Source organism: Planctobacterium sp. AWH2_060, from assembly GCF_056158425.1.
The window spans coordinates 2,972,807-2,999,562 of sequence record NZ_JBSWTG010000001.1 but is presented as its reverse complement, the minus strand read 5'-3'; the positions used below and the strand labels follow the sequence as shown (position 1 = coordinate 2,999,562).

Sequence of the window (26,756 nt, the reverse complement as noted above, 5' to 3'; positions counted from 1 at the left end):
CTAATGTACAAGCTATTTTTCTCTAATCAATGTCTAAAACCAGTCGTATTTTTATTGTTCTGTGTTGCCGGGTTAGTGAGTGCCCCGGCAGTCGCTAGTGCCTCTGAACTCGAGCAACGCGTTGCAAATATTCTGAGTAAAACAGCATTGATAGATGGCCACAATGATTTGTCCTGGGAAATCAAAGATCGCTTCAACAGCGAGTTAGACAAAGTGAATTTACATTCTGATACTTCTTTATTAGCTGCCCCGGAACACTTACTGCCGTTGATGACAGACATTCAGCGCTTGCGCGCAGGGAAGTTAGGTGGACAGTTTTGGTCAGTGTGGATACCACCGGAAATTACGGGTGCTGACGCCGTCAAGTTGACGTTAGAGCAGATTGATTTGGTGAAATCAATGGTTTCACGTTACCCCGAAGATCTGCAGATGGCTTATACAGTTGATGATATTGTTCGTATTCATCGACAGGGCCAGATTGCATCTTTGATAGGTGTTGAAGGTGGTCATCAAATTGATGGTTCTGTCGCGATACTGCGCCAGTTATACACCCTGGGCGTTAGGTATCTGACCCTGACTCACACACTTTCAAATGCATGGGCTGATTCCGCTACTGACCATACCAGGCACGATGGCCTTTCGTCAATGGGGCAGCAACTCATTGCTGAAATGAACAAACTCGGGATGATGGTAGATCTGAGTCATGTTTCTGATGCTGTCATGCATCAGGTTCTGGATATCACCCAGGCGCCGGTCATTTTTTCTCATTCGAATGCCAAAGCTCTGACCTCCAATGCAAGAAACGTCTCAGATGCAGTGCTACAGAGATTGCGGGAAAACCGGGGGATCATTATGGTGACTTTTTACCCCGGTTTTGTCTCTGAATCCTGGTATCAGTGGGCTGAAGCGAAAGAGAAGGCGCGCCAACGGTTGCTCGCAACTGGCAAAAATGCTGTTTCAGAAGAGACCGTGAAGGCAGCCATGTCACAGTGGTTGGAAAACAATGCAGAGCCAGTCGTCACGATACCTATGGTGGCTGATCATATCGACTATATCCGAACACTGGCCGGTATAGAGAGCGTCGGATTAGGCTCCGATTTTGACGGAATTGATGTCGTTCCGGAAGGTTTAGAGGGCCCGCAAGGGTTTCCCGCACTATTGATTGAGTTGCTCAAACGGGGCTGGTCTGATGAGGACGTAGCAAAACTTGCTGGTGGCAACATTATGCGTGTCATGCGGGAAGTTGAAGAGACTGCCCGCCGCCAGCAGCAGAACAGGTGAAACCTGTGTAATCAGAATTGATTTATTCAGGCATACGTCGATACCGAGGTTTGCTTGTGCTACGACAACTGAAATGTACTCAGATAGTGTCGATTTTAATTTTTGAAGGTACCCGCAATGGCAATAATTTCACCTGACAATATCTTTGCACTGACAACAATAATCTTATTGACCATTGCGATGTCGGTTTTCGCCGAAAAGGTAAGGTGGGGGCGCGCTATCTCTGCCCCTTTGATAATTCTGGTTCTTATGATGTGCTTCTCCAATACGGGGGTAATTCCGTTGAGCTCTCCTTTATATGATTTGTTGCTCTCTACTTTTGTGCCTGTCGGTATTGTCTTACTGCTTTTGAAAGCCGATCTTCGTAACGTATTCAGACAAGCAAGGCCGTTAATGTTGGCATTTGGTGTTGCGGTGTCACTGACAATTATTGGTGCGTACGTCGCAGTCGAGATTGTAGATATTGGTACAGAGGAATCAAAAATAGCCGGGGCGTTATTGGCAAGCTATATCGGTGGGTCCGTTAACTTTGTGGCTACAGCCGAAACACTGGGGTTCAGTGATCCGAGTCTTTATACGGCGACCCTATCAGCTGATGCAGTTGGCGCTGTGATATTTTTGACGTTGTTGTTAGCGCTGCCGAATATTCCGTATGTCAGAAAACGCATGCCATCTAAGTATTTGGAAGATAGTGCTATTTTGGACGATCCGGTAAACAATTCGGACGCACAAAACAACCATTTTGATTTAATGGGAATTTCTCTGGGTCTGGCTCTGGCATTCGCATTGTGTACCCTTTCAAGGCTTGTTGTTGATGTTCTAGAAATGGAAAAGTTGTTTATTCCGGTAGTGACATTTATGACGCTGCTGCTGGCGAATTTTGGTCATAGGATCACAAGTCAGGTCAAATCCAATATAGAGCTGGGTACCTTTTTCATGTACCTGTTTCTGGCTGCCATTGGAGCCGGGGCTGATATCGTTCAGGTATTCAGCACGGCCTTGCCGATCATTGTTTTTATACTCGTGCTTATTACTACCCATATTGGTTTACTTATATTGCTGGGAAAATACCTGAAACTGGATTTAGCAGAAGCATTGATTGCTTCAAACGCCTGCATTTTGGGACCGGCTACTGCGGCGGCTCTTGCATCCAGCAAAGGTTGGACCACACTCGTAACGCCGGGAATGCTGCTCGGCATACTCGGTTACAGCATTGCTACCTTCATTGGGGTGATTTTTGCGAGCAGTATTTAACCCCCCGGAATTGACATAAGTATTGCCGAATAAAACCTGAATTAACTGAGCAAATTTAATGAAAGTAACTATCGAGAATTTGAACTATAAACTTAAAAAACCATTTTGTTTTAACGGCTATGTATTTGAGGCCATTGATACTGTTCGGGTTACGTTAGAGAGCGGTGGGGTAAAAGGTAGAGGTGAGGCTGTAGGGATCTACTATTTAAACGAAAATGCACAAAGCATTATTGCGCAATTAAACAGCGTTATTGACCAGATCGATAACACCCTGAATGAAAAGAAAATACAAGCTCTGCTGCCCCGCGGTGGTGCCAGAAACGCACTCGATTGTGCTTTCTGGGATTTAAAGGCAAAACAATCTGGAAAAACAATTTGGCAACAACTGGATATTAATCCCCGTCCTAAAACTACAGTTGCGACGATTGGCCTGGGCAGCGCCGATGAGATGGCTGAACAAGCTTTGCGTTACCGAGATTTTAAGCAGTTAAAAATAAAACTGGACAATAGTGACTCAATTTCACGACTGGCAGCCATCAGAGCCGCACGACCAGATGCAGGGATGGTCATAGATGTAAACCAGGGGTGGACACTGAAAATGCTTGAAACTCTGTTGCCTGAACTGGTGCAACTAAAAATCGACATGATAGAGCAACCTATAAAGCGCGGAGAAGATTTCCGCCTGGAAGCGTTAAATTCACCTATCCCTTTAGGTGCAGACGAGAGTTGTCTTGATTTAGAGGAATACTTTAAGGTTTGTCGATTTTACGACGTCATTAATATCAAACTGGATAAGTGCGGTGGACTGACGGAGTCGTTAAAAATCGCCAAACAAGCTTTGCAAGACGGCAAAAAGCTAATGGTCGGCCATATGGGGGGAACATCACTGGCTATGGCTGCAGCCAGCGTGATTGCGCAGTACTGCGACTACGTAGATCTCGATGGTCCCTTATTTCTGAAAGCTGACGTTGAACCCCGAATTCACTACATGGCGGGAGGAATCATGTCTCAAATCACCCCAGAATTATGGGGATAAAAATCTTGTTCCATCGGCCTTGCAGGGTATTCTAACCGGGGTTTTCAGTGGGCTCTGGTGTTCAAAGTCTTGCGATAAAACACCAGGCTCAGCAACAAAATCGCCATGGGCACCAGCATGGTGTAAAAGGCGGTTTGACCATCGAACATATCGAAAACGGTGCCGGTGACCAGGCTACCAAAGGTTCCGCCCAGAGCAGAGAAGATCACAATCAAGCCAGTCATACTGGCGTGTTGAGCTTTGGGCAGGGCGCTGAGTACTACCGAGTTAATGGCCGGGTAAATAGGGGCCATAAACAGGCCGATTAGAGGCAACAGCCAGGCGGCGAAAGGCACTGCCTGCCAACTGGTTATCGCTGCGTCAGGGCGTTCCTGTAGTGTCTGCGGAATGGTCAGTAATAACAGTGCCGCCATGGCGATAACGCAGACCAGTAAAAACACAAACCAGTCTACTTTACTGAGGATGACACCGGCAGACAGTCGTCCTACGGCCAGGGAAGCAGCAAAGATACTGGTGATTTGCACGCTGATATTATTGCTTAACCCCAATACGTCTTTATTGAAAGTGGGCAGCCAGGTGCCAAGTCCTTGTTCTATCAGAACGTAAAAGAAAGCGCAGCAAACAAACATCACTACAAAGGGCAACCACACTAACGACAGCATGGCTTTGAAACTGTCAAAGGTGGATTCTGTTGCTGTGACTTCTGCAGCCGGAAACTCTGAGATGAAAACCACAAACAGGGCGATAGCGCACAAAATTGCCACTAACCAATAGACATTAAGCCATTCGGGTGAGGCCGGGTTGTCGGGATTGATAAAAAAGCTGAAAATCCAGTAACCTGATAACACCCCTACCATAAAGCAGCCTTCCAGCAGGTTCATTTTGGCGGCATGTTGTCTGGCGTCATCGGCAATCAGCCCCAGGGTGGAATACACCGATACCTTTACCAGTGCGAAACTGACACCAACCGATAAAAACAGCAGTTTAGTCATCAGGAAGTTACCCACCAGTGGCATTAATACCGAACTGACAGTAACGATTCCGAGCCCCGTTAATAGTGCCCGTTTAAAGCCAAAGCGCGGTAACCATGAGGCGAGTAAAAAGGAGACTATGGCGATGGGTAAATCTTTAAAACCCTCCAGCGTACTGGCCTGAGTTTTAGATACCTCGAAAGACTCAATAGATTGCAAAATAACGGTGCCCACGCTATTGAGTAAGATAGCGAAAACCACATAAGTGCAGATTAAACTTAAAAATACCAGGTGTTTAGATTCGGCGGTTGTGGCTTTTACCATAGTTGTCTCTCCAGATTTACCCGTTAATCATGGCATGAGGCAGGTAAAATTGCAATCGATTGCAATTGTGGTTTTAATGTTAATTTTAGTGGGGCTGGTATTAACTACTACTGCGTTTGATCAGCTGGGTCTCCAACAAATAGGGTTCTGCCGGTTTTCCTTCCAAACGTTGAAACAATAACTCCACTAATTTTTCCCCGCCTTTGCGGGTGTCCTGGCGAATGGTGGTCAGAGAAGGAGTGGTATAGGTGGACACTGAAATATCATCATAACCCACAAAGGCCACATCTTGTGGAATGCGTTTTCCGGCTTCCGTCAGGGCTTTCATCATACCAAGGGCGATGGTATCACTGGCAGCGACGATGGCATCATAGTGGAATTGTTCATCTTCAAGCAGAGACTGAGTGATGGCATAGGCATCGGAAAAACTAAAATGTACATCTAAATGGTGGCTGTACTGTTTACCGGCGTCGCGAATGGCTTTCTGATAACCCAGATAACGCTGCTCAGTTTCATAGGATAAGTGCCCGGCAAAGCAGATGCTTTTGCGACCGGTTGCCAGCAAGTGCTGCGTCGCCAACAAGCCACCCTGAAAGTTATCCGTGCCTACCGTGACATAGCCGGAGCCCGGCGCTACCTGGCCCCAGACAATGGCAGGTAACTCAGGTTTAACCACTTCAGTAAAGTGGGCAATATCGTCACCCTGGCCAAATAAAATTACGCCGTCAGCCTTTTTTTGACTGACCAGCTCCGGTACTTTTTCCAAAGATTTGCCTGGGTGTGAGGACAGCAATAAATCGTAATCTCGTTTGCTCAGTTCATCAGCAATTACCCCTACCAGGCTGAGTAAGAAGGGATCACTGGCGGATTGGTCTTCTTCAGAGCTCACCACCAATACTACGGCGATGGTGTAGGATTTTTGGGTGCGCAAATTACGCGCCAGAGTATTAATTTTAAACCCCATTTCGTTGGCGATTTGTTTGATGCGCTTGCGGGTTTTTTCGCTGACCAATTGACTGTCATTGAGGGCTCTGGACACCGTTGATTCTGAAACGCCTGCTATGCGGGCGACATCCGTGAGGGTGCTGGCTTTTTTTGTCATTTATCCTGTGACCTGGTGAATGTTTAAGGCACATATCGCGCTTGTGGATTGCAAAAGACTATATGCAATCCATTCAAAATCCAACTGTCATTTAGCGTTGGTAGCGCTTTTTGTAAAATGCGCGTGACACACCATTGGTCCAGCCAAAGCCGGTTTGCACCTGATATTCACCGCCCCCGGCGATGGCACCCTGATTAATAACATCGTACTTTTCCAGCATACAACCATGCTTTTGCAGACAAAGTTCCACATTGCTGAGCCATGCTTCCATAATCTGATTGGCTAGCGCTGTTTCACTATAATTTTCCATTGCAATCACCGCAAACCACTGCAATGGTGCCCAGCCGTTGGGACTGTCCCATTGCTGCGGCGTAGAAGTTAATGTGGTTACCAGTCCACCAGGTTGCAGAAACTCATGACGTAATTTATCTGCCACCTGATTCGCCTGGTCATTGGTGGCAATGCCGATAAACAATGGAAGTACACCGGCTAAAGAATATATGACAGAGCTCTGGTGAGTACTGAATACGTAATCCATAAAGAATCCAGACTCTTCCTGCCAAAACCAGTGCTGAATTGCCGAAGCGCGTCGCAGTGCCGCTTGTTTGTATTCCGACGCCTGACTGTCATTACCCAACTGATTATTGAATCTGGCCAGGCTGGTTTCCAACTGCCACAACAGGCAATTTAGATCCACTGGCACAATATCAGTAGTACGGATTGAGTTTAGCTTGCTGGGATCTGCCAGCCAGCGTGAGCTGAAGTCCCAGCCTGATTCGCAGGCAGCGCGTATATGGGTAAAACAATTCGCTACTTCTTCTGCAGCTAATCCGGCTGTCAGCTCTAAATCTTCCCGCCATGACTCGGGACGAGGGCCGGTGTGCTCATCCCAGTAACGATTTAAAATCGCACCATCTGGCATTAATACACAGCGCCTGATTTGCGGAGTTTCGGGGCTGAGTGTGTCAGCTCCCTTCATCCAGTATTGGTATTCCTGCTCCAGGCTTGCGACTGCGTTTGGCAAAAAGTCCGCCTGTTGCACTGCGGGTAATTGCGCTTTGTGAGTCAGAATTAGTTCCAGCAGCATAGCCATAATGGGCGGTTGCGTACGACCGCGGTAGTAATCTCGGTTGCCGTTGGGAATGCAGCCATTGTCGTTGAGCAGGAACTGGAAATTGTGGAACATGTCCAGTACCCATTGATAATGTCCGTCTTCACACAGACCCAGCGCTGTAAAATAGGTATCCCAGTAGTAAATCTCCTGAAAACGACCACCCGGGATCAGGTAAGAGTGAGGCAAGGGGATCAAGGTCCCTTTGTCTGACGGATCGGGAGTGCGATGCAATTCAGACCACATCGTACTTATATACTTCAGCGCGTCTGTGCTTTTCGGCTGCTGGACAAGCTCGGTGTTTGCTTCTGGTAAATCAAAGTGTTGCGCCACAAAATCTGCCAGATTGAAATTCTCACTGCCTGATTGTTGTTGCCAGAGTTTTTCTATCTGTGAAAACTCTGCTCTGGGGATTGCATCGGCAAAGGTTTTACTGTCTGAAAAGAGTTCAGACGACTGTACTTCAGCGAATAAATCACTGTTTAAAAACCTGTTGGATGTATTTGTTTTATCTAACATTTCCATAACAATTCAGCACGCTTTTTTGCTTCACAGCCCGCAATAGGCTTTAGATGAATACCGCGGTGAGCGCCTGCTACCCCCTTTAAAAATCATACCAGATTGCTTGCAGTGTACTGTTAAAATCTAAAAATGCAATCGTTTGCAAAAAATACTTGCAATCGATTGCAATAGACCCTAGATTAACAATTAAGTAACATCTGGGAGCAGAGGAAATACACACAATGAGCAACACACGATCCCTTAATAACGCGTTTACTTTAAAGCAGTCGGCATTAGCCGTTGCCGTTTCTTTAGCTATGTGCACATCGGTAGCTGCACAAGAGGCTGAAGCACAAACACCGGATGACGGTGAAAAGAAAACCGATCTCTATGAGCAGATTATCGTCACCGGTACTGCCAGTGGTAAAGCCGTGCGCAAGGTTGATACCAGTTTTGCCACCACGTCACTAAGTGCCGAAGACATTAAAAAGTTGGTGCCTAAATCAACGGCTGATGTCTTCAAGGCTATTCCTGGCGTCTGGGCGGAAAGTTCAGGCGGTGTTTCAGGTGCTAATGTATTTGTACGTGGTTTTCCAAGTACTGGTGATGCCCCCTTCTTAACTGTGCAGCTGCAGGGCGTACCCGTTTATCAGCCACCCACGTTGTCTTTCCTGGAAAACTCCACAATGTTCAGAGTGGATGAAACCATTTCTTTTATGGACGGATTGCGCGGTGGCCCTAACTCTGTGGTTTCTAACGGCCAACCGGGTCTGACGACTAACTTCCTGCTAAAAGAGGGTAGTGAAGCAACGGAAGGTTTACTGAAATACACTACTTCCAGCTATGATTTGCAGCGCCTTGATGGCGTTTTAAGTGGTGCTCTGGCTGAAGACTTTTACTACATGATTGGCGGTTATGTGCAACAGAGTTCAGGTCTTCGCGACGCCGGTTTTAATTCTGAAAAAGGTCAACAATTTACCATCAACCTCACTAAAGAACTGGATAACGGTAAGCTGAACTTTTTCACTCGCGTAACCGATGATCATGGTGCCTGGTATCTGCCTACGCCACTGGTGGACGGTGTTGATAACGAATACACCCAACTGGGTACCTTAAACCGTCAGGCTACTATTCAGTACGGTCCCGATGGTACCAGTGAATCATTTGATTTTGGTGAGGGACGAGGCTGGGATGGTTCCATCAGCGGCGGCTCGGTTAATCTGGAATTGGGTAATGGCTGGACTTTTGTAGATCGCTTTGCTTTTACCAAAGGCGACGCCGATACGTTGGGCTTGGTACCGAATGGCTCACCGGTTGCCCTGTCTGATGTTGCTGACAATGGTAGTTCAGCGACTGGGGCGGTAACAGGCAATGAATATAGCGGTTCAACCCTGGTACAACAAATCGGGCGCTGGGTTGTACGCAAAGAAATTGAGTCCTTCACCAATGATTTGGCGCTGACCAAAGCCGGTGATAGTTATGAAGCATCCTTTGGTCTTTACGCTTCGGATTTCTCGGCCAATGACTGGTGGTCATTGGGTAATCAGTCTTATCACGTAGTTACTCCAGGCGGTGAAAACCTGACTGGTATTGATTGCAACGACAATCTCGACTCCTGTGGCTGGAACTATGATATCAATAGTACCGGTGACGGTAAGACAACCGCATTTTATGCCGCATTGGATTATCAATTTACTGATCAATTGAGCGCCGATGTGGGCCTGCGTCGAGAAAACCATGAGATTGAATACACGGTGGACGAAGGCTTGGATGGCGTTATCACTAAAGCGGTGCAGTACGATGAATCCGATACGGCCTGGACTTTAGGGGTAAATTATCAATTTGAAAACAATAGCGGTGTGTTCTTCCGAGCCAGTGAAGGTTCAAAGATGCCCTATTTCGATGATTTCCGCGATAACTATGGTGCCTATGAAGCGGGTTCGGACCTGATTCAGGATGTCACACAGTATGAACTGGGTTATAAACTGGCTCGCGACAATTACAGTGTTTATGCAACAGCGTTCTTTAATGAAAATGAAACTGCACAAACGCAAGTACCCGGCACACCAGCTGACCGCTTTGTCAGTGAAGCCAAAGGTGTGGAAGTGGATGCCGCCTGGTACAATGACAGCGGTTTTTCAATCACTTTGAATGCGACTATTCAGGATACCGAAATTACTGAAAGTGATACTAATCCGTCCTGGATTGGCAATGAACTGGCACGTCAGCCGGGCTGGCAGTTACGAGCTACGCCTACTTATGAGTTTGAGATTGGTGGTTACTTTGCCACAGTTTACGGCAACCTGATTGCAGTCGACGACAGATGGGTAGATAACGATAACGATCCTGACCGGGTATTGAAGGGTTATGAGCAGCTGGATTTGGGCTTTACTGTTCTGAGCGAAGAGGGGCTGAAGTTTGAGTTATCTATGCAGAACGTCACCGATGAGGATGCCCTGACGGAAGGTGACCCGCGTAACCCCACAGCACCAAACGGTCGTTTTATTATGCCAAGAACGGCCACCTTTAGTGTCAGTTACGAGTTCTTTTAAAGCAGGATGCTGTTCATTCGGGCTGCGGGGCTGATTCAGGCTCCGCTGTTCGAATTGATTCGAATCTACAGTTCGACAAAAGAGTGTAATTCTATCCCAATTGTTAAATGAGTTTTTCTCCCGTTGAGAGTATGTCGCTTTGCCCCGATTCTATTGAGTTTGGGACTTTTTTATTTGTCAATTTGAACTACTCTTAAGGGAGTGACATTTGACAGTTTGACGCTTATGAAAATCGACCCGGCGCACCTGATTTCTCCGGAGTTCTTGGTGTCGGATTTAATCGACATACCCAGGCTTACTAAGTTGCTGAAGTGGCTCACTTTTCGCCCGATAGCGGTAAGACTGACAGCTGCACCTTCCTGAACTGCGTTTACGGCCAGTGCAAAAGATTTTTGCACTCTGACATCGATAGAAATTGAATCAAAAGAAATTAAATCAGATACTAGTGGCATGGCGTCTCTTTGGGATTTGGTGGTTGGTTTTTGGCGAAATTAGATTACCTGGTCAGAGAGACGCCTGCAGGTCTAATGCAAATATTTATGGGGAGCCTTAAGACTTTAGTCCGACAAATGGGATTATTTAAGCACCGCTGTTCGAATCGTCGATTTTTGCTCCTGCAAAATAGGCATTCACTGCATCCTTGCTACAGTTTTGGTAGGTCGGACTTCAGTCCGACGACGAGGTTTATTTAAGCACCGCTGTTCGAATCGTCGATTTTTTGCTCCTGCTAAATCGACTTTCACTGCATCCTTGCTACAGTTTTGGTAGGTCGGACTTTAGTCCGACAAAGGGGGGTATTTAGGCACCGTTGTTCGAACTTACAAAAGAGGAATTGGTATGGCTTACGTTGATGGTTATGTATTGGCAGTTCCCACCAATAAAAAACAAGAATATCTCGAATTAGCCAGGGTGGCGTCTGCCGTATTCAAAGATAACGGCGCTACTCGTGTGGTGGAAAATTGGGGGGATGATGTGCCTGAAGGACAACTCACTTCGTTTCCCATGGCGGTGCAATGTCAGCCGGATGAAACGGTGGTTTTTTCCTGGGTGAGCTGGCCGTCAAAGAGTATCAGAGACAGCGGTATGAAAAAGGCAATGGAAGACCCGCGCATGGGTGACTGGGATCCGGAAACCATGCCCTTTGACGGGAAACGCATGATATTCGCAGGGTTTGAAACCATCCTTGATGAGTAAGCACTTAATACTACTCAGTTAGCGGAAAATTATTGCCGTTTTCCGGCAGTCGCCTTTTCCGCTCCGACCTGTTTTTGCCCGATAATTTTCTTTACCTAATCTTTACGCTTATCTATCTGAATTTATTGAATATTTTTAATCTTTTTCTGGTCTGTAATTTGCAAAAGCAGAGCGCGAATGAACGCAAATCAGGAGAAATATTATGAATTCGATATCTGGCCTCTCAGGATTTGATCCTCAAGCCATGATGCAAAAAATGCAGGAAAAAGTGCAGCAAGCCGACACCGATAACAATGGCGCTTTGTCAAAAGCCGAATTAACGGAGTCAATGGAAGAAGCAGGGCATACACCATCCAATATGGATAAGATGTTTGACCGCATGGACACCGACGGAGATGGTGAGTTGTCTCAGGAAGAGCAACTGGCAGCGCAGGAAAAAATGCAACAGCGCATGGAACAATTTCAGTCGATGGGAGGCGGCGGTGGTTTTGGCTCAATGGGCTATCAGCAAAACAGTTCATTTCAAAGCTTGCTGGATTCACTGGATACTGAAAATGATGAAGATAAGGAACTCAAAACTGCCATTGAGCAGGTGCAAAGTGGCAATGGTTCTGCCGATCAGCAGCCATGGCAAATTCTCAATGAGAAAATGCCACCCATCAATACTTATGCCTGAGTAATGTAAATCGCAGGAAACACTCTTATGTGAGTTTTTCCTGCTTTTTGAGCTTCAATCGTCTGGCCTCAGGCACTCTGCCAGGCCGTTTCCAGCCATTTAATTAACTCGTCATCTATCTGGCCAATATCGGTGATCCGCACTCGATGACTCACCATTGCATTGAAACTGCCGGATTTTTCCAGACGATCTGTTGGTTCGGTGTCTTTTAAGTTAATACCCACATCAAGCCTGGTTTTTGTGGAGGGTTGCAGTAAAGCAAATTGTTTACTGCGTCGCAGACTGACATAGGCTTTTTTCGGCGCGATTTCTAAATCCGGTGCAAAGTTCTGAATGGCACTAATGAGGGCCTCGTAAATCGGCAGTAAGCCTTCTCTACCGCAGTACTGTTGCGCCACCAGATCAGGCTCATCAGCTTTGTCCTGATTGAGAAATTCATGAGCGATCAGGTTAGCAAAACCATGGGTGACCTGATGTTCAGTTTTAAGATAACTAACAATCTTACCGTGCTTATCTGGCTTTTGTGTGGCGAGCAGTGTTAACCATTCGGCTAATGGTTTTACGGTTTTTTCTGGCAGGCTTTGCAACATGCTCTGTGCTTGCTGTTCTGGACTGGCCATTAGTTTTGCTCCTTTTTGTGTAGCTCGGCAATCTTTTCGAAACTCCAGTTTTCACTGAGTGCCACTTTCGGAGTGAGCCCCTGAGTCAACTTGATAATGAGCAATATCATACGACCAGAAAATGTGGGCTTGCCGGTTTCCAGCAATGATTTAAGGTTCTCGCAAATAAACTTGTTGCCGTCCTGCATGGTTTTTTCGGTTTTGGAAACGGTTGCCACATCGGGGTTTTCAGAGATTAGGGTAAACTCGGTTCCGCCATTTACCTCTTTGAGATCGTAGGTCACCTTGCTGAAGGCATCATCCATGGTAGTAAATTTGAATGTATGGGCATAGCGATAGGGTGGATCGAACTCGGTCACCTCTCCGATGACACTGGTGTATTTGCCATCTGGTGTTCGCATCGCCATAGGTGCGCCGGGCGCTAATCCCGGAGAGTCACATTGGCTGTTGAAGAAGAATAACCTGGGACTATCGGTATTGACGATTTCAGACCACACTCTGTCGATACTGGCATTGATAAAGACTTTGTAAATGGACTGACGCATTTTACTGGTTTTTGGGGCAGACTCACTCATTTTTGCTTTCTCGTTTTATCAGTTTGGGCTTGCTTTTGCTCAGCCATAAATTTGATGTCCAGCATTCTGCCAGCCCACAAGGCGCTGTATTCTGTGGTCCATCGGCTATGTATCATTTGAATCGGTACGACATTGATATACAGGTGTTTGTCTCGGCCGCGTTTATCGGTGATGAGCAATTCCGCTTTTTCTAACACCGTCAGGTGCTTCATTATCGCAATTCGGGTGACATCAAATTCCTTACAGACGTCTTTTACCAGACAGCCCGGATGTTCTTTGATGTAGTCCAGTAGTTTGCGACGTTTATCATTGGCCAGCGCCTGAAAAACCGCATCCATTGATTCAGGAGACATATTACAACCTGCTTTCAAATAATATGTAACTTATAGGTTACCTTTTTGGGTAGATCAAGTTTATTGTGCAAAAAAGTTGTTTTTGGGGGCCGAGCGGCTAAAAGTTTTTAATATCCAGCCATAATCTGGAGTCGCTGACCGGCGTTTCTGGCGACATGTTGGGGTTTTCCAGGCGATGCACAATACGCTCGCTTAGTGCTGAGCGAGCGAGGGTTTCTTCAATCACCGGGTGATTGTAAAACAAGCTGTCGTAGCTGCCATCTTCGATGGCGTTCATTAATCCACGGTAGAGTTGTTGCGCCAGCGCCTGATTGTCTTTGGCGACAAAAAAGTACAGGGCGAAAGGGTAAATCAACAGATGGTTTTGCTCGACTGTTAAATTGAGTTCCTGGCGACTACTCACTTCGGACCAGGGTTCATGCAGTGCTCTAGGAAAGAAGTCAAAGCGACCTCCCTCCAACATATGGAATAAACTTTCGTATTTGACCGGATCCACTACCGTCATTTGGGCATTTTTCAAGACGCTGGTATCGCCCCAGAATTTGCCCTGACCCAATGGGACTTTCTGTAGCTGCGCAAAGCTTTTAATCTGGCTGAAGCGCGCTTGTTCACCGGAGCGAATAATAAAAATGCGATGCCCTAACATGCCTTTTAAAATGGGGATCCTGATAGCCTGTAGGTTCTGTTCATATTCGGCGGTGGTGCCGGTCCAGATAACGTCCAGCAGTCCATCATGCAACATCTGAACTTTGCGGGCTTCATTGACATTCAGGCGTTGCGACCTGAACTGTATCGATTGACCTTGTGGGCTTTTACTAAAACCCAACTTCATCAACTCAACAATTAACTCCTCTGTGGGATTGTCAGTAATGCTGTAGTTAATGTCTTGTCTGGCGGAAAGCTGGCCACTGAATATAACGACACAGCAAATCAACATATTGCGCAACAGATAACCGGACCTTCGATAAAGGGCGTTGAGGAGGTTTGGATTAAAGTTCTTCACAGTGGCTCCAGGTGCAATAAAGGCCTTGTGATTATTCAAATGCAATCGATTGCAAAAGTCAATTAATTCCACCGATGTTCTGGCTATTTTTGCATTCCCGCGGTGTAGCAACTAAATTTAAAAAAGCCAGTATTCAAGGAGAGGGTATTGATTGACGGAATATTGTTTGTTGTTCCTACGGTTATGGCTTTTTTTACCGCTTCTCTGCTTTATTTCATTAGCCGGACAGCAAAAAAATTCGACAATATTTACGACGAACAGCCCGCTATTTGGTGGGCTACGGGATTTTTGTTGCTGGGCAGTGCCTGGTTACAGGCCTCCATCCTTTCTTACAACGGTCAGTTGCCGGGTAAACATTTGATTTTTTTCAATAACCTGATCTATAGCGCGCCCACCTACCTTTGGCCTTTTGGCGTCTGGCTGCGCAATCGCATGACGTTCGCCTGGCAGTGGTTTTTATCGATTATCGCCATTCAGGTCATCTTTTTGTTTAGCTATACCTATGTGGACAATGATTACAGTGTTCGGTCCATCATTATGCACGGCGCCAGTGCCCTTATGGCGATACTCACTATTCTTTGTCTGCTGCGTCACAATAAGACGCGTTACGGTGACCGCTTACTGATTCTCGGTTTTTTAATTTACGCATTACACAATATCACCACCGTTTCGGTATTTATCTCTAATCCGTCTTCCAGCTTGTTTAGTGGTGCAGGCGAGAGTGCGGAGTTGCTCACCAGACTTGCGCCATTGGCTTATGTGCTTTTAGGTGTTTGCTTTTTAGGCGTGATGTTGCTGGATGTAATTGAAGAGTTGTCAGAAAAATCCCGTCACGATTATCTGACAGGGCTGTACAATCGCTTTGGTTTTGAACAGGCCTACGAAACCGCACTGGAGAAATCGGCAAGAGTGGATACCAAAGGCCTGGTATTAGTGATGGTGGACTTGAATAAATTCAAAGGCATCAATGACAAACACGGACATAGCATCGGTGACAAGGCATTAACCTGGTTTAGTCATTTATTGATAACCAGCTGTCGTAAATCGGATCTTGTGGGCCGACTTGGCGGCGATGAATTCGTGATCCTGATGTGGGATTGCGAAGCAGAACAATGCCGGGAGTTTTTGCAGCGCTTTGATAAACGTTGCGCCGGCTCACCCGTGCCGGGCCTGTCATACCCTTTATTTGTGAGTGCGTCTTATGGCATATGTGAGGTAAACGCTAATCAGGGGCTGGATGAAATCATCGCCTGTGCTGATAAAAGTCTGTACGACGCCAAAAAGCGACAATCGATGCTGTCGCTTTAAGATCCGACTAACCTCTTTGTAATAGCTGACCTTTAAACCAGATCTGGCTGGGTTTGTGCAATCCGGCGAAATAACATAGCTCCCTTGGGTGACCAATATCCCACAGTGTCAGGTCGGCCTGTTTACCAACACTAATAGAGCCGATTTTGTCCTGCAAACCCAATGCGCTGGCGGCGTGTTTAGTGACGCCTAACAAAGCTTCTTCCGGGGTGAGTCGGAAAAAAGTACAGGCCATGTTAAGCATCAATGGCAAGGAAGCGATTGGGGATGAGCCAGGGTTAAAATCGGTAGCGATTGCCATCGGCACCTTATATTTGCGCAACAACTCAATGGGCGGAGATTGGGTTTCGCGCAGAAAATAAAATGCACCTGGTAACAGCGTGGCTACCGTGCCACTTTGCGCAATAGCGGCTACACCATCCTCATCCAGATATTCAATGTGATCCACCGAAAGGGCTTTTAAACCGGCAGCCATTTCACTGCCACCCAAATTACTCAACTGCTCCACATGGGCTTTTACTTTCAGGCCCAGAGATTGGGCTTTAAACAGGACTTTGTGGCTTTGACCGAGATTAAAACCAATACTTTCACAAAACACATCGGCAGCGTCAGCCAGATTTTCCTGTGCTACTTTGGGTAGCATGTCATTGCACACCAAATCGATGTAACCATCACTGTTGTCTTTAAATTCCGGGGGCAGGGCGTGCGCACCTAAAAACGTGGTTTGAACATTGGCAAGGCTGTTTTCTTTTAGTTTCTTGGCTACTCGTAGCATCTTTAATTCGTTTTCGGTATTCAGACCATAACCCGACTTGATCTCAATGGTGGTAACCCCCTGCTGCTGCATTGCGTGCAGGCGTTTTTCTGCAGAGCTATAAAGCTTGTCGATATCGGCTTCGCGGGTTGCGCGTACGGTATTCATAATACCCCCACCGGCACGGGCGATTTCCTCGTAAGATAAACCCTGTAAGCGTTTTTCAAATTCATCCGCTCTATCACCACCAAACACCAGATGGGTATGGCAGTCTATCAGGCCGGGCAACAACCACTGTTTTTGGCAATCAAATTTTTGCAAATCTTGATATTGCTCCGGCAGGTCCTGAGCCGGGCCTCGCCAGCAGATTTGGCCTTTCTCTATAACTACCGCAGCATCATAAATTAGCTGCTCATCGGCGATGCCAGCTTCCATACTGGCCAGATTAAGATTGTGTAATACCTTGGACTGGTCACTACTGATTTCGGAAGTTATTGAATTCATTCAGGTTGCCCCTGGTTACTGAGTTTTCTGCTGACATTTTGCGAAATTTTACTTGTATATACAAGTTTGCTGTGTCACTTTATTAAACTATGACCGTCAGTAAATATCTACAGATAAAGCAGCATTTGTTGCGCAATATAGAATCGGGCCATTGGCCTGAGTATAGCCCTGTGCCCTCAGAAAATATGCTGGCAGCAGAATTTAATGTCAGTCGAATGACTGCCAGACGCGCTTTGCAGGAGTTGTCTGATCAGGGCGTTATCGTGCGCAATCAGGGGGCCGCTTCTTATGTGGCCAGCTTAAAAAGTCAGTCTTCTATGCTGGCTATTCGCAATATTGCCGATGAGATTCTGGATCGTGGACATCAGCACAAAGCGCAATGTTTGCAGCTGCACACTGTGCCGGCCACACCGAATGTTGCCGCTAATCTTGGCCTTTCCAGCGGTGCTGATGTGTATCGCAGTCTGGTGTTGCACTGGGAGAATCAACAGATCTTGCAACTGGAAGAGCGCTTCGTGAATCCCAAAGTAGCGCCGGATTATTTGCAGCAAGACTTCGAACATCAGACCACCCACGATTATCTGACCCAAATTTTACCTCTGACTGAGGCCGAGCATTTGGTAGAAGCCATAGTGCCGGATGCTGAGTTACAGAAACTATTAGCTATTCAGGAAGGAACCGCCTGTTTACGCGTAACTCGTCGAACCTGGTCTAAAAAGGCCTCGGTGAGCTACGCCATATTGACCCATCCCGGCGACCGCTATCGGTTAGGAAGTCACCTGACCTTCGGTTGATTCGGGTAACAGACATAACAAAGGTGATTAAAATGAACAATCGTCATGACCCTACAAGAGTGATCCGCGCCCCCAAAGGCACAGAGTTAAGCTGCAAAAGCTGGTTAACCGAAGCGGCAATGCGCATGTTGATGAACAACCTGGATCCGGAGGTGGCAGAACGCCCTGAAGATCTGGTGGTTTACGGTGGCATTGGTCGTGCAGCCCGCAACTGGGAATGCTTTGATAAAATCGTAGAAGTTTTACAGCGCCTGGAAGAAGACGAATCCCTGGTGGTGCAATCAGGTAAGCCTGTGGGTGTGTTCAAAACCCACAGCAATGCCCCGCGTGTTCTGATCGCTAACTCTAACCTGGTACCTCATTGGGCCAACTGGGAACATTTTAATCAGTTGGATAAAGAAGGTCTGATGATGTACGGCCAGATGACAGCAGGTAGTTGGATCTACATCGGCAGTCAGGGCATAGTGCAGGGTACTTACGAAACTTTTGGTGCAGTTGCCCGTAAACACTTTAACGGCGAAGCCAAAGGTAAGTGGGTGCTTACTGGTGGTTTAGGTGGCATGGGGGGAGCTCAGCCATTAGCAGCCACTATGGCCGGGTTTTCTATGATCGCGGTAGAGTGTGACGAAACCCGAATCGATTTCCGTTTGCGTACCCGTTATGTAGACAAAAAGGCCACCTCACTGGATGAAGCCTTAGACATTATCAACAATGCTGATACCCCGGTTTCAGTGGGGTTATTAGGTAACGCGGCCGATGTATTTGCAGAGCTGGTGGACAGAGGTATTACCCCGGATGTGGTCACTGACCAGACTTCGGCTCACGATCCGCTAAACGGCTATTTGCCGCAAAACTGGACGATGGAACAGGCCGCTGAAATGCGCCAGAAAGACGAAGCGGCGGTAGTTAAATCTGCCAAGCAATCCATGGCGGTTCAGGTACAGGCCATGCTGACCTTGCAGGAGCGTGGTGCAGCAACCCTGGATTACGGCAATAACATCCGTCAAATGGCATTGGAAGAAGGGGTGGAAAACGCCTTTGATTTCCCTGGCTTTGTACCGGCTTATATCCGTCCGCTATTTTGTGAAGGCATTGGGCCTTTCCGCTGGGCAGCACTGAGTGGTGACCCTGAAGATATCTATAAAACCGATGCCAAAGTAAAAGAGCTTATCCCGGATAACCCCCATCTGCACAACTGGCTGGATATGGCCAGAGAGCGCATTCAGTTCCAGGGCTTGCCGGCGCGTATTTGCTGGATTGGCCTGAAAGATCGCGCCCGCATTGCAAACGCCTTTAATGAAATGGTGAAAAACGGTGAACTGAGTGCGCCTGTGGTCATTGGTCGTGACCATCTGGACTCAGGTTCCGTCGCCAGTCCTAACCGCGAAACCGAATCCATGCTGGATGGCTCAGACGCTGTGTCCGATTGGCCTCTGCTCAATGCGCTGTTGAGCACTGCTGGTGGTGCTACCTGGGTGAGTTTGCATCACGGTGGTGGTGTGGGTATGGGCTTTTCCCAACATTCCGGTGTTGTCATTGTCTGTGATGGTACCGAAGAAGCCGGTGAGCGAGTGCGTCGCGTATTGTGGAATGATCCAGCAACGGGCGTGATGCGCCATGCAGACGCTGGCTACGATATCGCCATCAATTGTGCCAAAGAAAATGGTCTGGATTTGCCTATGTTGTCCACCGGTAATAAATAAGGAATAGCCATGAACGAATTAATGATTCAACCCGGCAGTTTGTCATTGGCACAACTGCGTGATGTGGTGTGTAACCCTGTTAAATTGAGTCTGGAGCCTTCGGTACAGGAGGCGATTACAGCGTCTTCCGATCAGGTGAACAAGGTACTGGCTTCGGGTCAGGTAGTGTACGGTATTAACACCGGTTTTGGTTTGTTAGCCAACACGCGTATCAAACCGGAAGAACTGGAACTGCTGCAAAAATCTATCGTCTTGTCTCATGCGGCAGGCACCGGTGAGCTAATGCAGGATTCCACAGTACGTCTGATGATGACTCTGAAAATCAATGCCCTGGCCCGCGGCTTTTCGGGGATTCGCCTGAAAGTTATTGAAATGCTGATGGCGTTGGTCAGTGCAGAAGTGTATCCCTGTGTACCGAAAAAAGGTTCTGTCGGTGCCAGTGGTGACTTAGCGCCGTTAGCCCATATGAGTATGCCGTTAATTGGTGAAGGTCATGTGCGTTACAAAGGTGAAATCATCTCTGGTGAAGAAGGATTGAAAATCGCTGGTCTGGAAGCGGTTAATCTGGCTCCTAAGGAAGGTTTGGCGCTACTGAATGGCACACAAGCCTCTACAGCATTGGCGCTGGAAGGTTTATTCCATGCAGAGAACCTGTTTAATGCAGCCATTGTTGCCGGAGCTATGAGCGTTGAAGCCGCTGTGGGTAGTCGAGTGCCTTTTGACGCCCGAATCCACGAAGCACGTGGTCAGAAAGGTCAGATTCACGTAGCTGAGATGTTCCGTGCGTTGCTAACAGAGAATTCTGAAATTGGTGACTCTCACGTGGAATGTGACAAGGTGCAGGATCCCTATTCTCTGCGCTGTCAGCCGCAAGTGATGGGGGCCTGCTGGGATCAGATGCAACATGCAGCGAATATTCTGGCCACCGAGGCCAATGGTGTAACCGATAATCCACTGGTATTTAATGAAGATATTATTTCTGGTGGTAACTTCCACGCAGAGCCAGTGGCTTTTGCGGCGGATAACCTGGCGTTGGTGATTGCTGAAATCGGTGCCTTATCTGAGCGACGTACTGCGTTGCTGATTGATAAAAACCTCAGTGGTTTACCTCCGTTTCTGGTGAATAACGGCGGGGTTAATTCCGGCTTTATGTTGGCGCAGGTAACAGCGGCGGCACTGGCCTCGGAAAATAAAACCCTGGCGCATCCGGCATCGGTAGATAGTTTGCCAACTTCAGCTAATCAGGAAGATCACGTTTCTATGGCCACTTTTGCGGCACGTCGTTTGATGGATATGGCTGAAAACAGCCGTGGTATCGTTGCTGTGGAACTGCTTGCTGCGGCTCAGGGCATCGACTTCAGACGTCCTCTTAAATCTTCTGAAAAACTGGAAGCGGCCTACGCCATTGTTCGCGCAGAAGTCCCGTTTTACGATCACGACCGATACTTCTCGCCTGATATCGCCAAAGCGCAGGATATTATTCAGTCTGGTGGTTTTAATAGCCTGGTAAGCTAAAGCGTTTATTATTGATTGTATGAAGGCAGTCCAGAATTCTGGTACTGCCTTTTTTATGGCTATGAATTTTATCTCTTGCTCAACAGTGATAAAACGAATACAAGCAAACCTGTGAAAGCGAGTGATTGAATCCAGATTCTGTCAACCCCTATTCCTGCCATCAATATTACAAAAGTTGCGAGGATGACACTCACAGCAAATCCTGTTTTGTTAAGAGGTTTTCTATTATGCAAAGATAATTTCATCTTTAGTTCACCTTGCTGTGAATTATCAGTCGGCTATATATATAGCTAAAAATGAAGACATGATTGAGCCTCCTGCAAACGCCAATGCTACAATACCACCGGTAGCCGCAGATGCCGCTACAAATGCTACCGCTGTTCCTATTGCTGCACCATAGCTTGTATCCTCGCTAACAAAACCGCCAGAAACCAGATTAATGTCCTGAGGGGTTAATTCTTGAATTACATTTTGTTTCATAATTTATTTCCTTTTAAATTGAGTCTTTAGAATTGCATCAATCGGATATTGACTAAAGCAAACACAGTATTGCTGCCATTGGTCAGAAAATAAGCTGTACTAAAGTACAGTTTTTGGGTATAGCAACGCAAGAGAGCTTTATTTCCCTTCAATTGTGAATAAAAATCATCTAAAGTGTGTTCAGGTGGATAAATTGTGAGCAACTGATGAATAAGCGTCCTAATGTTGGCAGGCAGGCTCAGTCCGGCAGCGGTGCTCCGGCACAACGCACGCATACCGTTTCAGCGTCAATGCAGAATATGCAGCAGACCTTGTCAGCAAAGCTGGCGAATCCCGAGCTTCGGGCGCAAAAGGTTAATCAGATGTACGACAAGCAATTTGGCGGTCATGGCAACAGTCGCCATGGTGCACAAACCACAACGGCTCAGCACAATCAGCGGGTACTTACTGGCGCGAACCCCGATGGTGGAACAGGCAACGCGGTGCGCAACTCATCTCACTGGGCCAGCCAGCAAACGCAATTAGCCGCAAGACATGCAGCACAAAATGAGTTTCGCAATAACCAACGTACTGGCGCGGCGCAACCTACTCAAAGTAACGGCAATATGGCTTTTACGCCCAATCTTGGCGGTGGCACTACCGGAGCACAATCTACCCGGATCGGTTCTGTTAAAAATGCTCAAGGGGTGAGTAACACTAACACAACCGGGGCCAAAGTCGTGTTACGTCCCAGTGGCGGTTACTTAACCGATTACCCGGAATAAATGCGGTTACAATCTGTTCCCTTTAACCCTTCAGCATTGCTTTAACTTTTTGCTTTAGTTGGCTATTCTGGCTGAAACTGACAAAAATAAGTGTCTCTCCCATGCCAAAAATTATCGTCAATGGTGTTGAGCTGTTTTACACCGAAAGCGGCTCTGGTGAACAAGTCGTGGTTTTTTCACACGGTTATTTAATGAATCACACTATGTTTGACAGCCAGGTAGCCAGGCTGGAGAAACATTACCGATGCATTTGTTTTGCACACCGCGGCCATGGACAAAGCGAAGTGACTGCAGCAGGCTACGAGCTGGATAATCTGGTTAAAGATGCTATAGCCTTGCTGGATGAGCTTAAGCTGGGACCAGTCCATTTTGTCGGAATGTCTACCGGTGGTTTTGTAGGTATGCGTCTGGCATTGCAGCGACCGGATCTGTTGCGCTCATTGGTGTTAATGAGTACCTCTGCTGAAGGTGAACCACAAAAAGCTCTCAAGAAAAATAAACTACTACTGAAAACCGTTCAGCACCTTGGCTGGTGGCCAGTTATCGGGCAGGTGTTGTGCATGATGTTTCACCGTCGCTATGTTAAAAATCCAGCAAACCAAAAGACCGTTGGTTACTGGAAATCAGTGGTCACGGGACAAAATAAAAAAGCCATGCTGGCTTTTGGCAAGGCAATTTTTAACCGGGATAATGTGTTGTCATCGTTATCGCAACTGACCTTGCCGGTGGCGGTTATTGTGGGAGAACAGGACGCTCTGACTCCCCTGAGTTGCTCTCAACGCATGGCAGAGGTGATACCTGACGCCAGGTTGTCGATTATTCCAGACGCCGGGCATAGCGCCGCTATTGAAAAGCCCAACGAGGTTACAGACGCCATGCTGGCGCTTTACGATAACCTCTAGGCTGAGCGCAATGTGCCAGGCCTTTTCTTGCATCAACTCAAAGGAAAGTGAAAGGGAATGTGGTCTGTTAGAGTAAATTGCAACTGGCGTATTACACTTCGTTTTAACGGACAAAACGCTAAACTTGTTCCCTTCGGTTAACGCAGTGGTGCATCTGGAACATTCCGCAAGGTCACTGCTCGCTCGCAGTCAAAGACAAAAGCGAACGAATAGGGGCCAATTTCATTCCAGATTTTCCTCTATTGTGTTGGTCTACAACCCAAAGGAGCTTTGTGGTGCCTCTGTATTGGGGGTTTACAAAACGAAAGTTAGAAGCTTCAAGGAGACAAGTGCTGTTTCTCGCAAATGACCAAAATTGTAGAAACTGGATATGTATATGGGTTGTGGTACATGTTCATTCTTTCGATGACGACACCATTGGCGATTATCAGTTTGTAAAAATTAAGAATCTTGAAAATACACATCAACCTGCATTTTGCTCTTTGTCATTCCAGTACTGTTTAAGTGCTAAAATTTCCTCTTTGATACTAAAAAAGGCGTCCACTAATTCTGGAGAGAAGTGGCTGCCGCTTTGTTCGCGGATAAAGGCAAAGGCTTCATCGTCTGGCCAGGCTTTTTTGTAGGGGCGCACCATAGTCAGGGCGTCAAAAACATCGGCAATAGCGACAATCAAGGCTGGCTGGGGTATCTCGTCCCCGCGTAAACCGTCGGGATAGCCGCTGCCGTCCCACTTTTCGTGGTGACGCAATGCAATCTCAGCGGCCATCTGAAATAACGGTGTGTCGCTTTTACTTAAGATTTGATGACCGATAACAGAATGAGTGCGCATGATAGCCATTTCTTCATCGGTGAGGCGGCGCGGTGCTTTTAAGATTTCATCAGCAATACCAATCTTTCCGGTATCGTGCATAGGTGCGGCCAGTTCCAGTAGTTTTACGTCGTCTACATGCCAGTTCACCTTTCGGGCCAGAGCGCAGGCGTAAGCTGCCATACGCCAGATGTGTAAGCCGGTATCATTGTCGTTAAAATGGCCCGCTTTACTGAGCATAAAAATGGCGCTTTTTTGGCTTTCCTCTAATTCTGCGGTTTTGGCTTCTACCATTTCCCGGGCGGCTCTGTATTGATCCGCCAGCTGCAAATGGGTTTTAACTCTGATTTGTACAATTGAAGGCACAACCGGTTTGGAAATGTAGTCAACAGCACCTATTGAGATGCCTCTTTCTTCGTTAATGGTATCGCTTAACGCCGTAACAAAAATGACCGGGATATCGACGGTTTCGGGTTGCGCTTTGAGACGTTTACAGACTTCAAAGCCGTCCATTTTAGGCATCATCACGTCCAGTAATATAAGGTTCGGCTTAAATTTGCTGGCAATTTTTAACGCGGTTTCGCCATTGGTGGCCACTTTGAGTGAATACTCACTACCCAATATATTGCTTAGCACATCAATATTCTGTTGATGGTCATCGACGATCAAGATAGTTTGTTTTGAGTATTCAGAGGTCATTGTTCACCTGTAGCAGTCTGGGGGTGGGATTCTAAGTCTAGCAGTAAATTGGCAACACATTGCGCTGCTTCTTCATATTGGTATTTGTTGGTCAGGGTTTTTATATGCGCCAGGGGTTTGTTGAACTGTGGTTCATCCACTGATTTGATTATGCTCTCCAGTAGCTCACCTGATTGGGTATCATACCCTTCCAATAATACCTGAAGCTTTTTCAGTTCGGCGCTAATACCCGATAGTGGCATTGTTGCGTTACCTTTCTGTGAAGAGTTTGGAGTGCTGGGGCCAGAAGGTTGGCTGATCAACCAGTCTGCCAACATGGCTTTTAAATCTGCTAAGGCGATCGGTTTACTCAAGTGGGCATTCATCCCTGCCTCCAGACACATTTGTTTGTCATCTTCCATAACATTAGCCGTCAGAGCGATTATGGGGAGAGTGGCACATTGTGTTCCGGCTTGACCTCGGCGAATTCGTTGCGTGGTTTCGAATCCGTCCATCACCGGCATTTGGCAATCCATCAGAATGAGATCCACACCACTGCCCAATTGAGACAGCATTTGCAAAGCAATCTGGCCGCTTTCTGCAACGATAGACTTTACACCGATAACCTCCAGTAATCCTTTAGCTACCTGCTGATTGATAATGTCGTCTTCCACTAACAATACCGTAAATTGCTCAAAGTTATTTTGTTGTTGTGCTTCGGAAGGCAGTGTTGTTTCAGTCGACTTTTGTGCATCTGATGACCTGGACAAACTGGACAGCAACTCATTGTACACATAAGGCCTTTCTACAATGCAGTCGATATCAGACAGGGAGTTAGCCTGGAGTGACAGAGCTTCCGCCACCGGACAAACCAGAATACGCCGGATATTTGCAGGCACAGGTGATAGCTGAGTAAGCTCCTGCCAGAAATGCACATCAATAAACAGAAAGTCTGGACTTTCAGCCTGCTCAACTGAAAGTCTTTGTTTGACTTCATTGATGCTGTCTGAGCTGTGGACTTTTAATCCCAGAGTACCCAGTATTTTAACCAGTATGTTGCGATCAGTCTGATTATGGGCCAGTATCAGAGCTTGCTGGCTTTGAGCAAAAATCTTTTTGGGCGTTGAGGCCGGTCGAGTGGTGGGCAATGGCAGGCTGATGTTGACAGTAAACAGGCTGCCATGTTCAGGCTCACTTTCAACTGTAAGGCTGCCATTCATCAGCTTACACAAGTGTTTAGCAATAGACAGACCCAGCCCTGTGCCGCCATGCATTCGGGTGGTGCTGCCATCCAGTTGCGTAAAGGACTTAAAGAGTAAATCGTGTTTTTCGGGGGGAATACCTGGTCCTGTATCTCTTACCTGGCAGCGGATATGGTTTTTGTTACCCTCAATGACTGAACTGAGCCGTATCTCAACCTCACCGTGCTCGGTAAACTTGATGGCGTTATTGACCAGGTTATCGATGATCTGACGTAATCTCAGAGCATCACCGGTCACTAACTCAAAGGCGAGTTCCGTGGTATCACAATGGAGTTCCAGATTTTTTTCTGCAGCAACTTTACTCTGAATTAGGGCGATTTCTTCAATCAGGGTTCTGATATTAAATTCATAAGATTCCAGCGCAATTTTTCCCGCTTCTATTTTGGAAAAATCTAAGATGTCGTTGATGACCACCAGCAGTGAATTAACGCTGGATTGCGCCAGAGACAGGTACTTGTTTTGCTCGTTGGAAAGTGTGGATTTTAAGGTCAGCGAAATCATGCCCAGAATGCCATTTAGTGGCGTTCTGAGCTCGTGGCTCATATTGGCCAGAAATTTAGACTTGGCTTCATTGGCTTGTTCGGCTTTTAGCGTTGCGATTTCCAGCGCGCGGGTACGATCCTGAACCTGTTCTTCCAGGTTTTCTGCAAACTGTTCCAGCTCTTTATTGAGCTTGTACAGTTGCATACTCTTTTCTTCCAGTAACCTTTCGGCTTCTTTCCGCGCGTTTT

The 26,756-nt window shown here is 47.0% G+C and carries 24 protein-coding genes; 12 read left to right on the top strand and 12 right to left on the bottom strand.

Annotated elements, in window-relative coordinates:
- The first annotated feature begins 3 nt into the window (after positions 1–3).
- The 3 genes from ACXAD8_RS12780 (at position 4) to ACXAD8_RS12770 (ending at position 3,571) form a co-directional block, all read left to right on the top strand.
- Positions 4–1,281 (top strand): dipeptidase, encoded by a 1,278-nt coding sequence (locus ACXAD8_RS12780; RefSeq protein ID WP_475229162.1) that lies wholly within the window; start codon positions 4–6, stop codon positions 1,279–1,281.
- A 117-nt stretch (positions 1,282–1,398) separates the two neighbouring features.
- A complete protein-coding gene (locus tag ACXAD8_RS12775; protein ID WP_475229160.1) occupies positions 1,399–2,535 on the top strand; it encodes a DUF819 family protein in 1,137 nt (378 codons plus the stop codon).
- Positions 2,536–2,593: 58 nt separating this feature from the next.
- Complete coding sequence (locus ACXAD8_RS12770) at positions 2,594–3,571, top strand: dipeptide epimerase (protein ID WP_475229157.1); 978 nt, start codon at positions 2,594–2,596, stop codon at positions 3,569–3,571.
- Between the two features lie 44 nt (positions 3,572–3,615).
- Here ACXAD8_RS12770 and ACXAD8_RS12765 read toward each other — a convergent pair whose 3' ends face one another.
- The 3 genes from ACXAD8_RS12765 to ACXAD8_RS12755 all read right to left on the bottom strand — a co-directional run bounded on the left by ACXAD8_RS12765 (position 3,616) and on the right by ACXAD8_RS12755 (position 7,604).
- Positions 3,616–4,866, bottom strand: a complete 1,251-nt coding sequence (locus tag ACXAD8_RS12765; RefSeq protein WP_475229155.1) for an MFS transporter — start codon at positions 4,864–4,866, stop codon at positions 3,616–3,618.
- 100 nt (positions 4,867–4,966) lie between these two features.
- Complete coding sequence (locus ACXAD8_RS12760) at positions 4,967–5,968, bottom strand: LacI family DNA-binding transcriptional regulator (RefSeq protein WP_475229153.1); 1,002 nt, start codon at positions 5,966–5,968, stop codon at positions 4,967–4,969.
- A gap of 91 nt (positions 5,969–6,059) precedes the next feature.
- Positions 6,060–7,604 carry a trehalase family glycosidase gene (locus ACXAD8_RS12755; RefSeq protein WP_475229150.1) on the bottom strand — a complete coding sequence of 515 codons (1,545 nt, stop codon included), beginning with the start codon at positions 7,602–7,604 and terminating at the stop codon, positions 6,060–6,062.
- A 218-nt stretch (positions 7,605–7,822) separates the two neighbouring features.
- Between ACXAD8_RS12755 and ACXAD8_RS12750 the strand changes: the two genes are divergently transcribed.
- Positions 7,823–10,132 carry a TonB-dependent receptor gene (locus ACXAD8_RS12750; RefSeq protein ID WP_475229148.1) on the top strand — a complete coding sequence of 770 codons (2,310 nt, stop codon included), beginning with the start codon at positions 7,823–7,825 and terminating at the stop codon, positions 10,130–10,132.
- Between the two features lie 170 nt (positions 10,133–10,302).
- Here ACXAD8_RS12750 and ACXAD8_RS12745 read toward each other — a convergent pair whose 3' ends face one another.
- The gene (locus ACXAD8_RS12745) at positions 10,303–10,584 is read right to left on the bottom strand and encodes a hypothetical protein (protein WP_475229146.1); all 282 of its coding nucleotides are present in this window, start codon (positions 10,582–10,584) and stop codon (positions 10,303–10,305) included.
- 385 nt (positions 10,585–10,969) lie between these two features.
- Here ACXAD8_RS12745 and ACXAD8_RS12740 point away from each other — a divergent pair, with 385 nt between their 5' ends.
- Together ACXAD8_RS12740 and ACXAD8_RS12735 are read left to right on the top strand one after the other, a co-directional pair.
- A complete protein-coding gene (locus tag ACXAD8_RS12740; RefSeq protein WP_475229143.1) occupies positions 10,970–11,326 on the top strand; it encodes a DUF1428 domain-containing protein in 357 nt (118 codons plus the stop codon).
- Positions 11,327–11,528: 202 nt separating this feature from the next.
- The gene (locus ACXAD8_RS12735) at positions 11,529–12,002 is read left to right on the top strand and encodes an EF-hand domain-containing protein (protein ID WP_475229141.1); all 474 of its coding nucleotides are present in this window, start codon (positions 11,529–11,531) and stop codon (positions 12,000–12,002) included.
- A gap of 68 nt (positions 12,003–12,070) precedes the next feature.
- Here ACXAD8_RS12735 and ACXAD8_RS12730 read toward each other — a convergent pair whose 3' ends face one another.
- The 4 genes from ACXAD8_RS12730 to ACXAD8_RS12715 form a co-directional block, all read right to left on the bottom strand.
- Entirely contained in the window at positions 12,071–12,622 is a 552-nt protein-coding gene (locus ACXAD8_RS12730) for a DUF5655 domain-containing protein (protein ID WP_475229138.1), read from the bottom strand.
- Entirely contained in the window at positions 12,622–13,197 is a 576-nt protein-coding gene (locus tag ACXAD8_RS12725) for an SRPBCC domain-containing protein (protein WP_475229135.1), read from the bottom strand. The genes ACXAD8_RS12730 and ACXAD8_RS12725 overlap by 1 nt, the downstream gene beginning before the upstream one ends.
- Positions 13,194–13,550 carry an ArsR/SmtB family transcription factor gene (locus tag ACXAD8_RS12720; RefSeq protein ID WP_475229133.1) on the bottom strand — a complete coding sequence of 119 codons (357 nt, stop codon included), beginning with the start codon at positions 13,548–13,550 and terminating at the stop codon, positions 13,194–13,196. Before ACXAD8_RS12720 ends, ACXAD8_RS12725 begins: the two co-directional genes overlap by 4 nt.
- Positions 13,551–13,647: 97 nt before the next feature.
- Positions 13,648–14,553, bottom strand: a complete 906-nt coding sequence (locus tag ACXAD8_RS12715; RefSeq protein WP_475229131.1) for a diguanylate cyclase — start codon at positions 14,551–14,553, stop codon at positions 13,648–13,650.
- A 147-nt stretch (positions 14,554–14,700) separates the two neighbouring features.
- On the opposite strand from ACXAD8_RS12715, the gene ACXAD8_RS12710 reads away from it, so the two are divergent.
- Complete coding sequence (locus ACXAD8_RS12710) at positions 14,701–15,861, top strand: GGDEF domain-containing protein (protein ID WP_475229129.1); 1,161 nt, start codon at positions 14,701–14,703, stop codon at positions 15,859–15,861.
- A 7-nt stretch (positions 15,862–15,868) separates the two neighbouring features.
- Here the strand turns inward: ACXAD8_RS12710 and hutI are convergent, their stop codons facing one another.
- Positions 15,869–17,098, bottom strand: coding sequence for an imidazolonepropionase (hutI, locus tag ACXAD8_RS12705; RefSeq protein ID WP_475232959.1), 1,230 nt, complete (start codon positions 17,096–17,098; stop codon positions 15,869–15,871).
- 110 nt (positions 17,099–17,208) lie between these two features.
- Here hutI and hutC point away from each other — a divergent pair, with 110 nt between their 5' ends.
- The 3 genes from hutC to hutH are packed head-to-tail and all read left to right on the top strand — an operon-like array spanning position 17,209 to position 21,131.
- Positions 17,209–17,913: a histidine utilization repressor gene (gene hutC / locus ACXAD8_RS12700; protein WP_229530845.1), complete on the top strand. Its 705-nt coding sequence runs from the start codon at positions 17,209–17,211 to the stop codon at positions 17,911–17,913.
- Between the two features lie 32 nt (positions 17,914–17,945).
- Positions 17,946–19,616 carry a urocanate hydratase gene (gene hutU, locus ACXAD8_RS12695; RefSeq protein WP_475229126.1) on the top strand — a complete coding sequence of 557 codons (1,671 nt, stop codon included), beginning with the start codon at positions 17,946–17,948 and terminating at the stop codon, positions 19,614–19,616.
- A 9-nt stretch (positions 19,617–19,625) separates the two neighbouring features.
- Positions 19,626–21,131 carry a histidine ammonia-lyase gene (gene hutH / locus ACXAD8_RS12690; protein ID WP_475229123.1) on the top strand — a complete coding sequence of 502 codons (1,506 nt, stop codon included), beginning with the start codon at positions 19,626–19,628 and terminating at the stop codon, positions 21,129–21,131.
- Positions 21,132–21,401: 270 nt separating this feature from the next.
- Here the strand turns inward: hutH and ACXAD8_RS12685 are convergent, their stop codons facing one another.
- A complete protein-coding gene (locus tag ACXAD8_RS12685; protein WP_475229121.1) occupies positions 21,402–21,611 on the bottom strand; it encodes a hypothetical protein in 210 nt (69 codons plus the stop codon).
- Between the two features lie 206 nt (positions 21,612–21,817).
- Between ACXAD8_RS12685 and ACXAD8_RS12680 the strand changes: the two genes are divergently transcribed.
- On the top strand, positions 21,818–22,375 hold the full coding sequence (locus ACXAD8_RS12680; RefSeq protein WP_475229119.1) for a hypothetical protein: 558 nt from the start codon (positions 21,818–21,820) through the stop codon (positions 22,373–22,375).
- Positions 22,376–22,476: 101 nt separating this feature from the next.
- Complete coding sequence (locus tag ACXAD8_RS12675) at positions 22,477–23,277, top strand: alpha/beta fold hydrolase (RefSeq protein WP_475229116.1); 801 nt, start codon at positions 22,477–22,479, stop codon at positions 23,275–23,277.
- A 463-nt stretch (positions 23,278–23,740) separates the two neighbouring features.
- Here ACXAD8_RS12675 and ACXAD8_RS12670 read toward each other — a convergent pair whose 3' ends face one another.
- Both ACXAD8_RS12670 and ACXAD8_RS12665 read right to left on the bottom strand, forming a co-directional pair.
- Entirely contained in the window at positions 23,741–24,784 is a 1,044-nt protein-coding gene (locus ACXAD8_RS12670; RefSeq protein ID WP_475229114.1) for an HD domain-containing phosphohydrolase, read from the bottom strand.
- Positions 24,781–26,712, bottom strand: a complete 1,932-nt coding sequence (locus tag ACXAD8_RS12665) for an ATP-binding protein (RefSeq protein WP_475229112.1) — start codon at positions 26,710–26,712, stop codon at positions 24,781–24,783. The genes ACXAD8_RS12670 and ACXAD8_RS12665 overlap by 4 nt, the downstream gene beginning before the upstream one ends.
- Positions 26,713–26,756: the final 44 nt, after the last annotated feature.

Coding starts and splice junctions, on each gene's coding strand:
- ACXAD8_RS12780 (WP_475229162.1), top strand. CDS start 4: ATGTACAAGCTATTTTTCTCTAATCAATGTCTAAAACCAGTCGTATTT.
- ACXAD8_RS12775 (WP_475229160.1), top strand. CDS start 1,399: ATGGCAATAATTTCACCTGACAATATCTTTGCACTGACAACAATAATC.
- ACXAD8_RS12770 (WP_475229157.1), top strand. CDS start 2,594: ATGAAAGTAACTATCGAGAATTTGAACTATAAACTTAAAAAACCATTT.
- ACXAD8_RS12765 (WP_475229155.1), bottom strand. CDS start 4,866: ATGGTAAAAGCCACAACCGCCGAATCTAAACACCTGGTATTTTTAAGT.
- ACXAD8_RS12760 (WP_475229153.1), bottom strand. CDS start 5,968: ATGACAAAAAAAGCCAGCACCCTCACGGATGTCGCCCGCATAGCAGGC.
- ACXAD8_RS12755 (WP_475229150.1), bottom strand. CDS start 7,604: ATGGAAATGTTAGATAAAACAAATACATCCAACAGGTTTTTAAACAGT.
- ACXAD8_RS12750 (WP_475229148.1), top strand. CDS start 7,823: ATGAGCAACACACGATCCCTTAATAACGCGTTTACTTTAAAGCAGTCG.
- ACXAD8_RS12745 (WP_475229146.1), bottom strand. CDS start 10,584: ATGCCACTAGTATCTGATTTAATTTCTTTTGATTCAATTTCTATCGAT.
- ACXAD8_RS12740 (WP_475229143.1), top strand. CDS start 10,970: ATGGCTTACGTTGATGGTTATGTATTGGCAGTTCCCACCAATAAAAAA.
- ACXAD8_RS12735 (WP_475229141.1), top strand. CDS start 11,529: ATGAATTCGATATCTGGCCTCTCAGGATTTGATCCTCAAGCCATGATG.
- ACXAD8_RS12730 (WP_475229138.1), bottom strand. CDS start 12,622: ATGGCCAGTCCAGAACAGCAAGCACAGAGCATGTTGCAAAGCCTGCCA.
- ACXAD8_RS12725 (WP_475229135.1), bottom strand. CDS start 13,197: ATGAGTGAGTCTGCCCCAAAAACCAGTAAAATGCGTCAGTCCATTTAC.
- ACXAD8_RS12720 (WP_475229133.1), bottom strand. CDS start 13,550: ATGTCTCCTGAATCAATGGATGCGGTTTTTCAGGCGCTGGCCAATGAT.
- hutC (WP_229530845.1), top strand. CDS start 17,209: ATGACCGTCAGTAAATATCTACAGATAAAGCAGCATTTGTTGCGCAAT.
- hutU (WP_475229126.1), top strand. CDS start 17,946: ATGAACAATCGTCATGACCCTACAAGAGTGATCCGCGCCCCCAAAGGC.
- hutH (WP_475229123.1), top strand. CDS start 19,626: ATGAACGAATTAATGATTCAACCCGGCAGTTTGTCATTGGCACAACTG.
- ACXAD8_RS12685 (WP_475229121.1), bottom strand. CDS start 21,611: ATGAAACAAAATGTAATTCAAGAATTAACCCCTCAGGACATTAATCTG.
- ACXAD8_RS12680 (WP_475229119.1), top strand. CDS start 21,818: ATGAATAAGCGTCCTAATGTTGGCAGGCAGGCTCAGTCCGGCAGCGGT.
- ACXAD8_RS12675 (WP_475229116.1), top strand. CDS start 22,477: ATGCCAAAAATTATCGTCAATGGTGTTGAGCTGTTTTACACCGAAAGC.
- ACXAD8_RS12670 (WP_475229114.1), bottom strand. CDS start 24,784: ATGACCTCTGAATACTCAAAACAAACTATCTTGATCGTCGATGACCAT.
- ACXAD8_RS12665 (WP_475229112.1), bottom strand. CDS start 26,712: ATGCAACTGTACAAGCTCAATAAAGAGCTGGAACAGTTTGCAGAAAAC.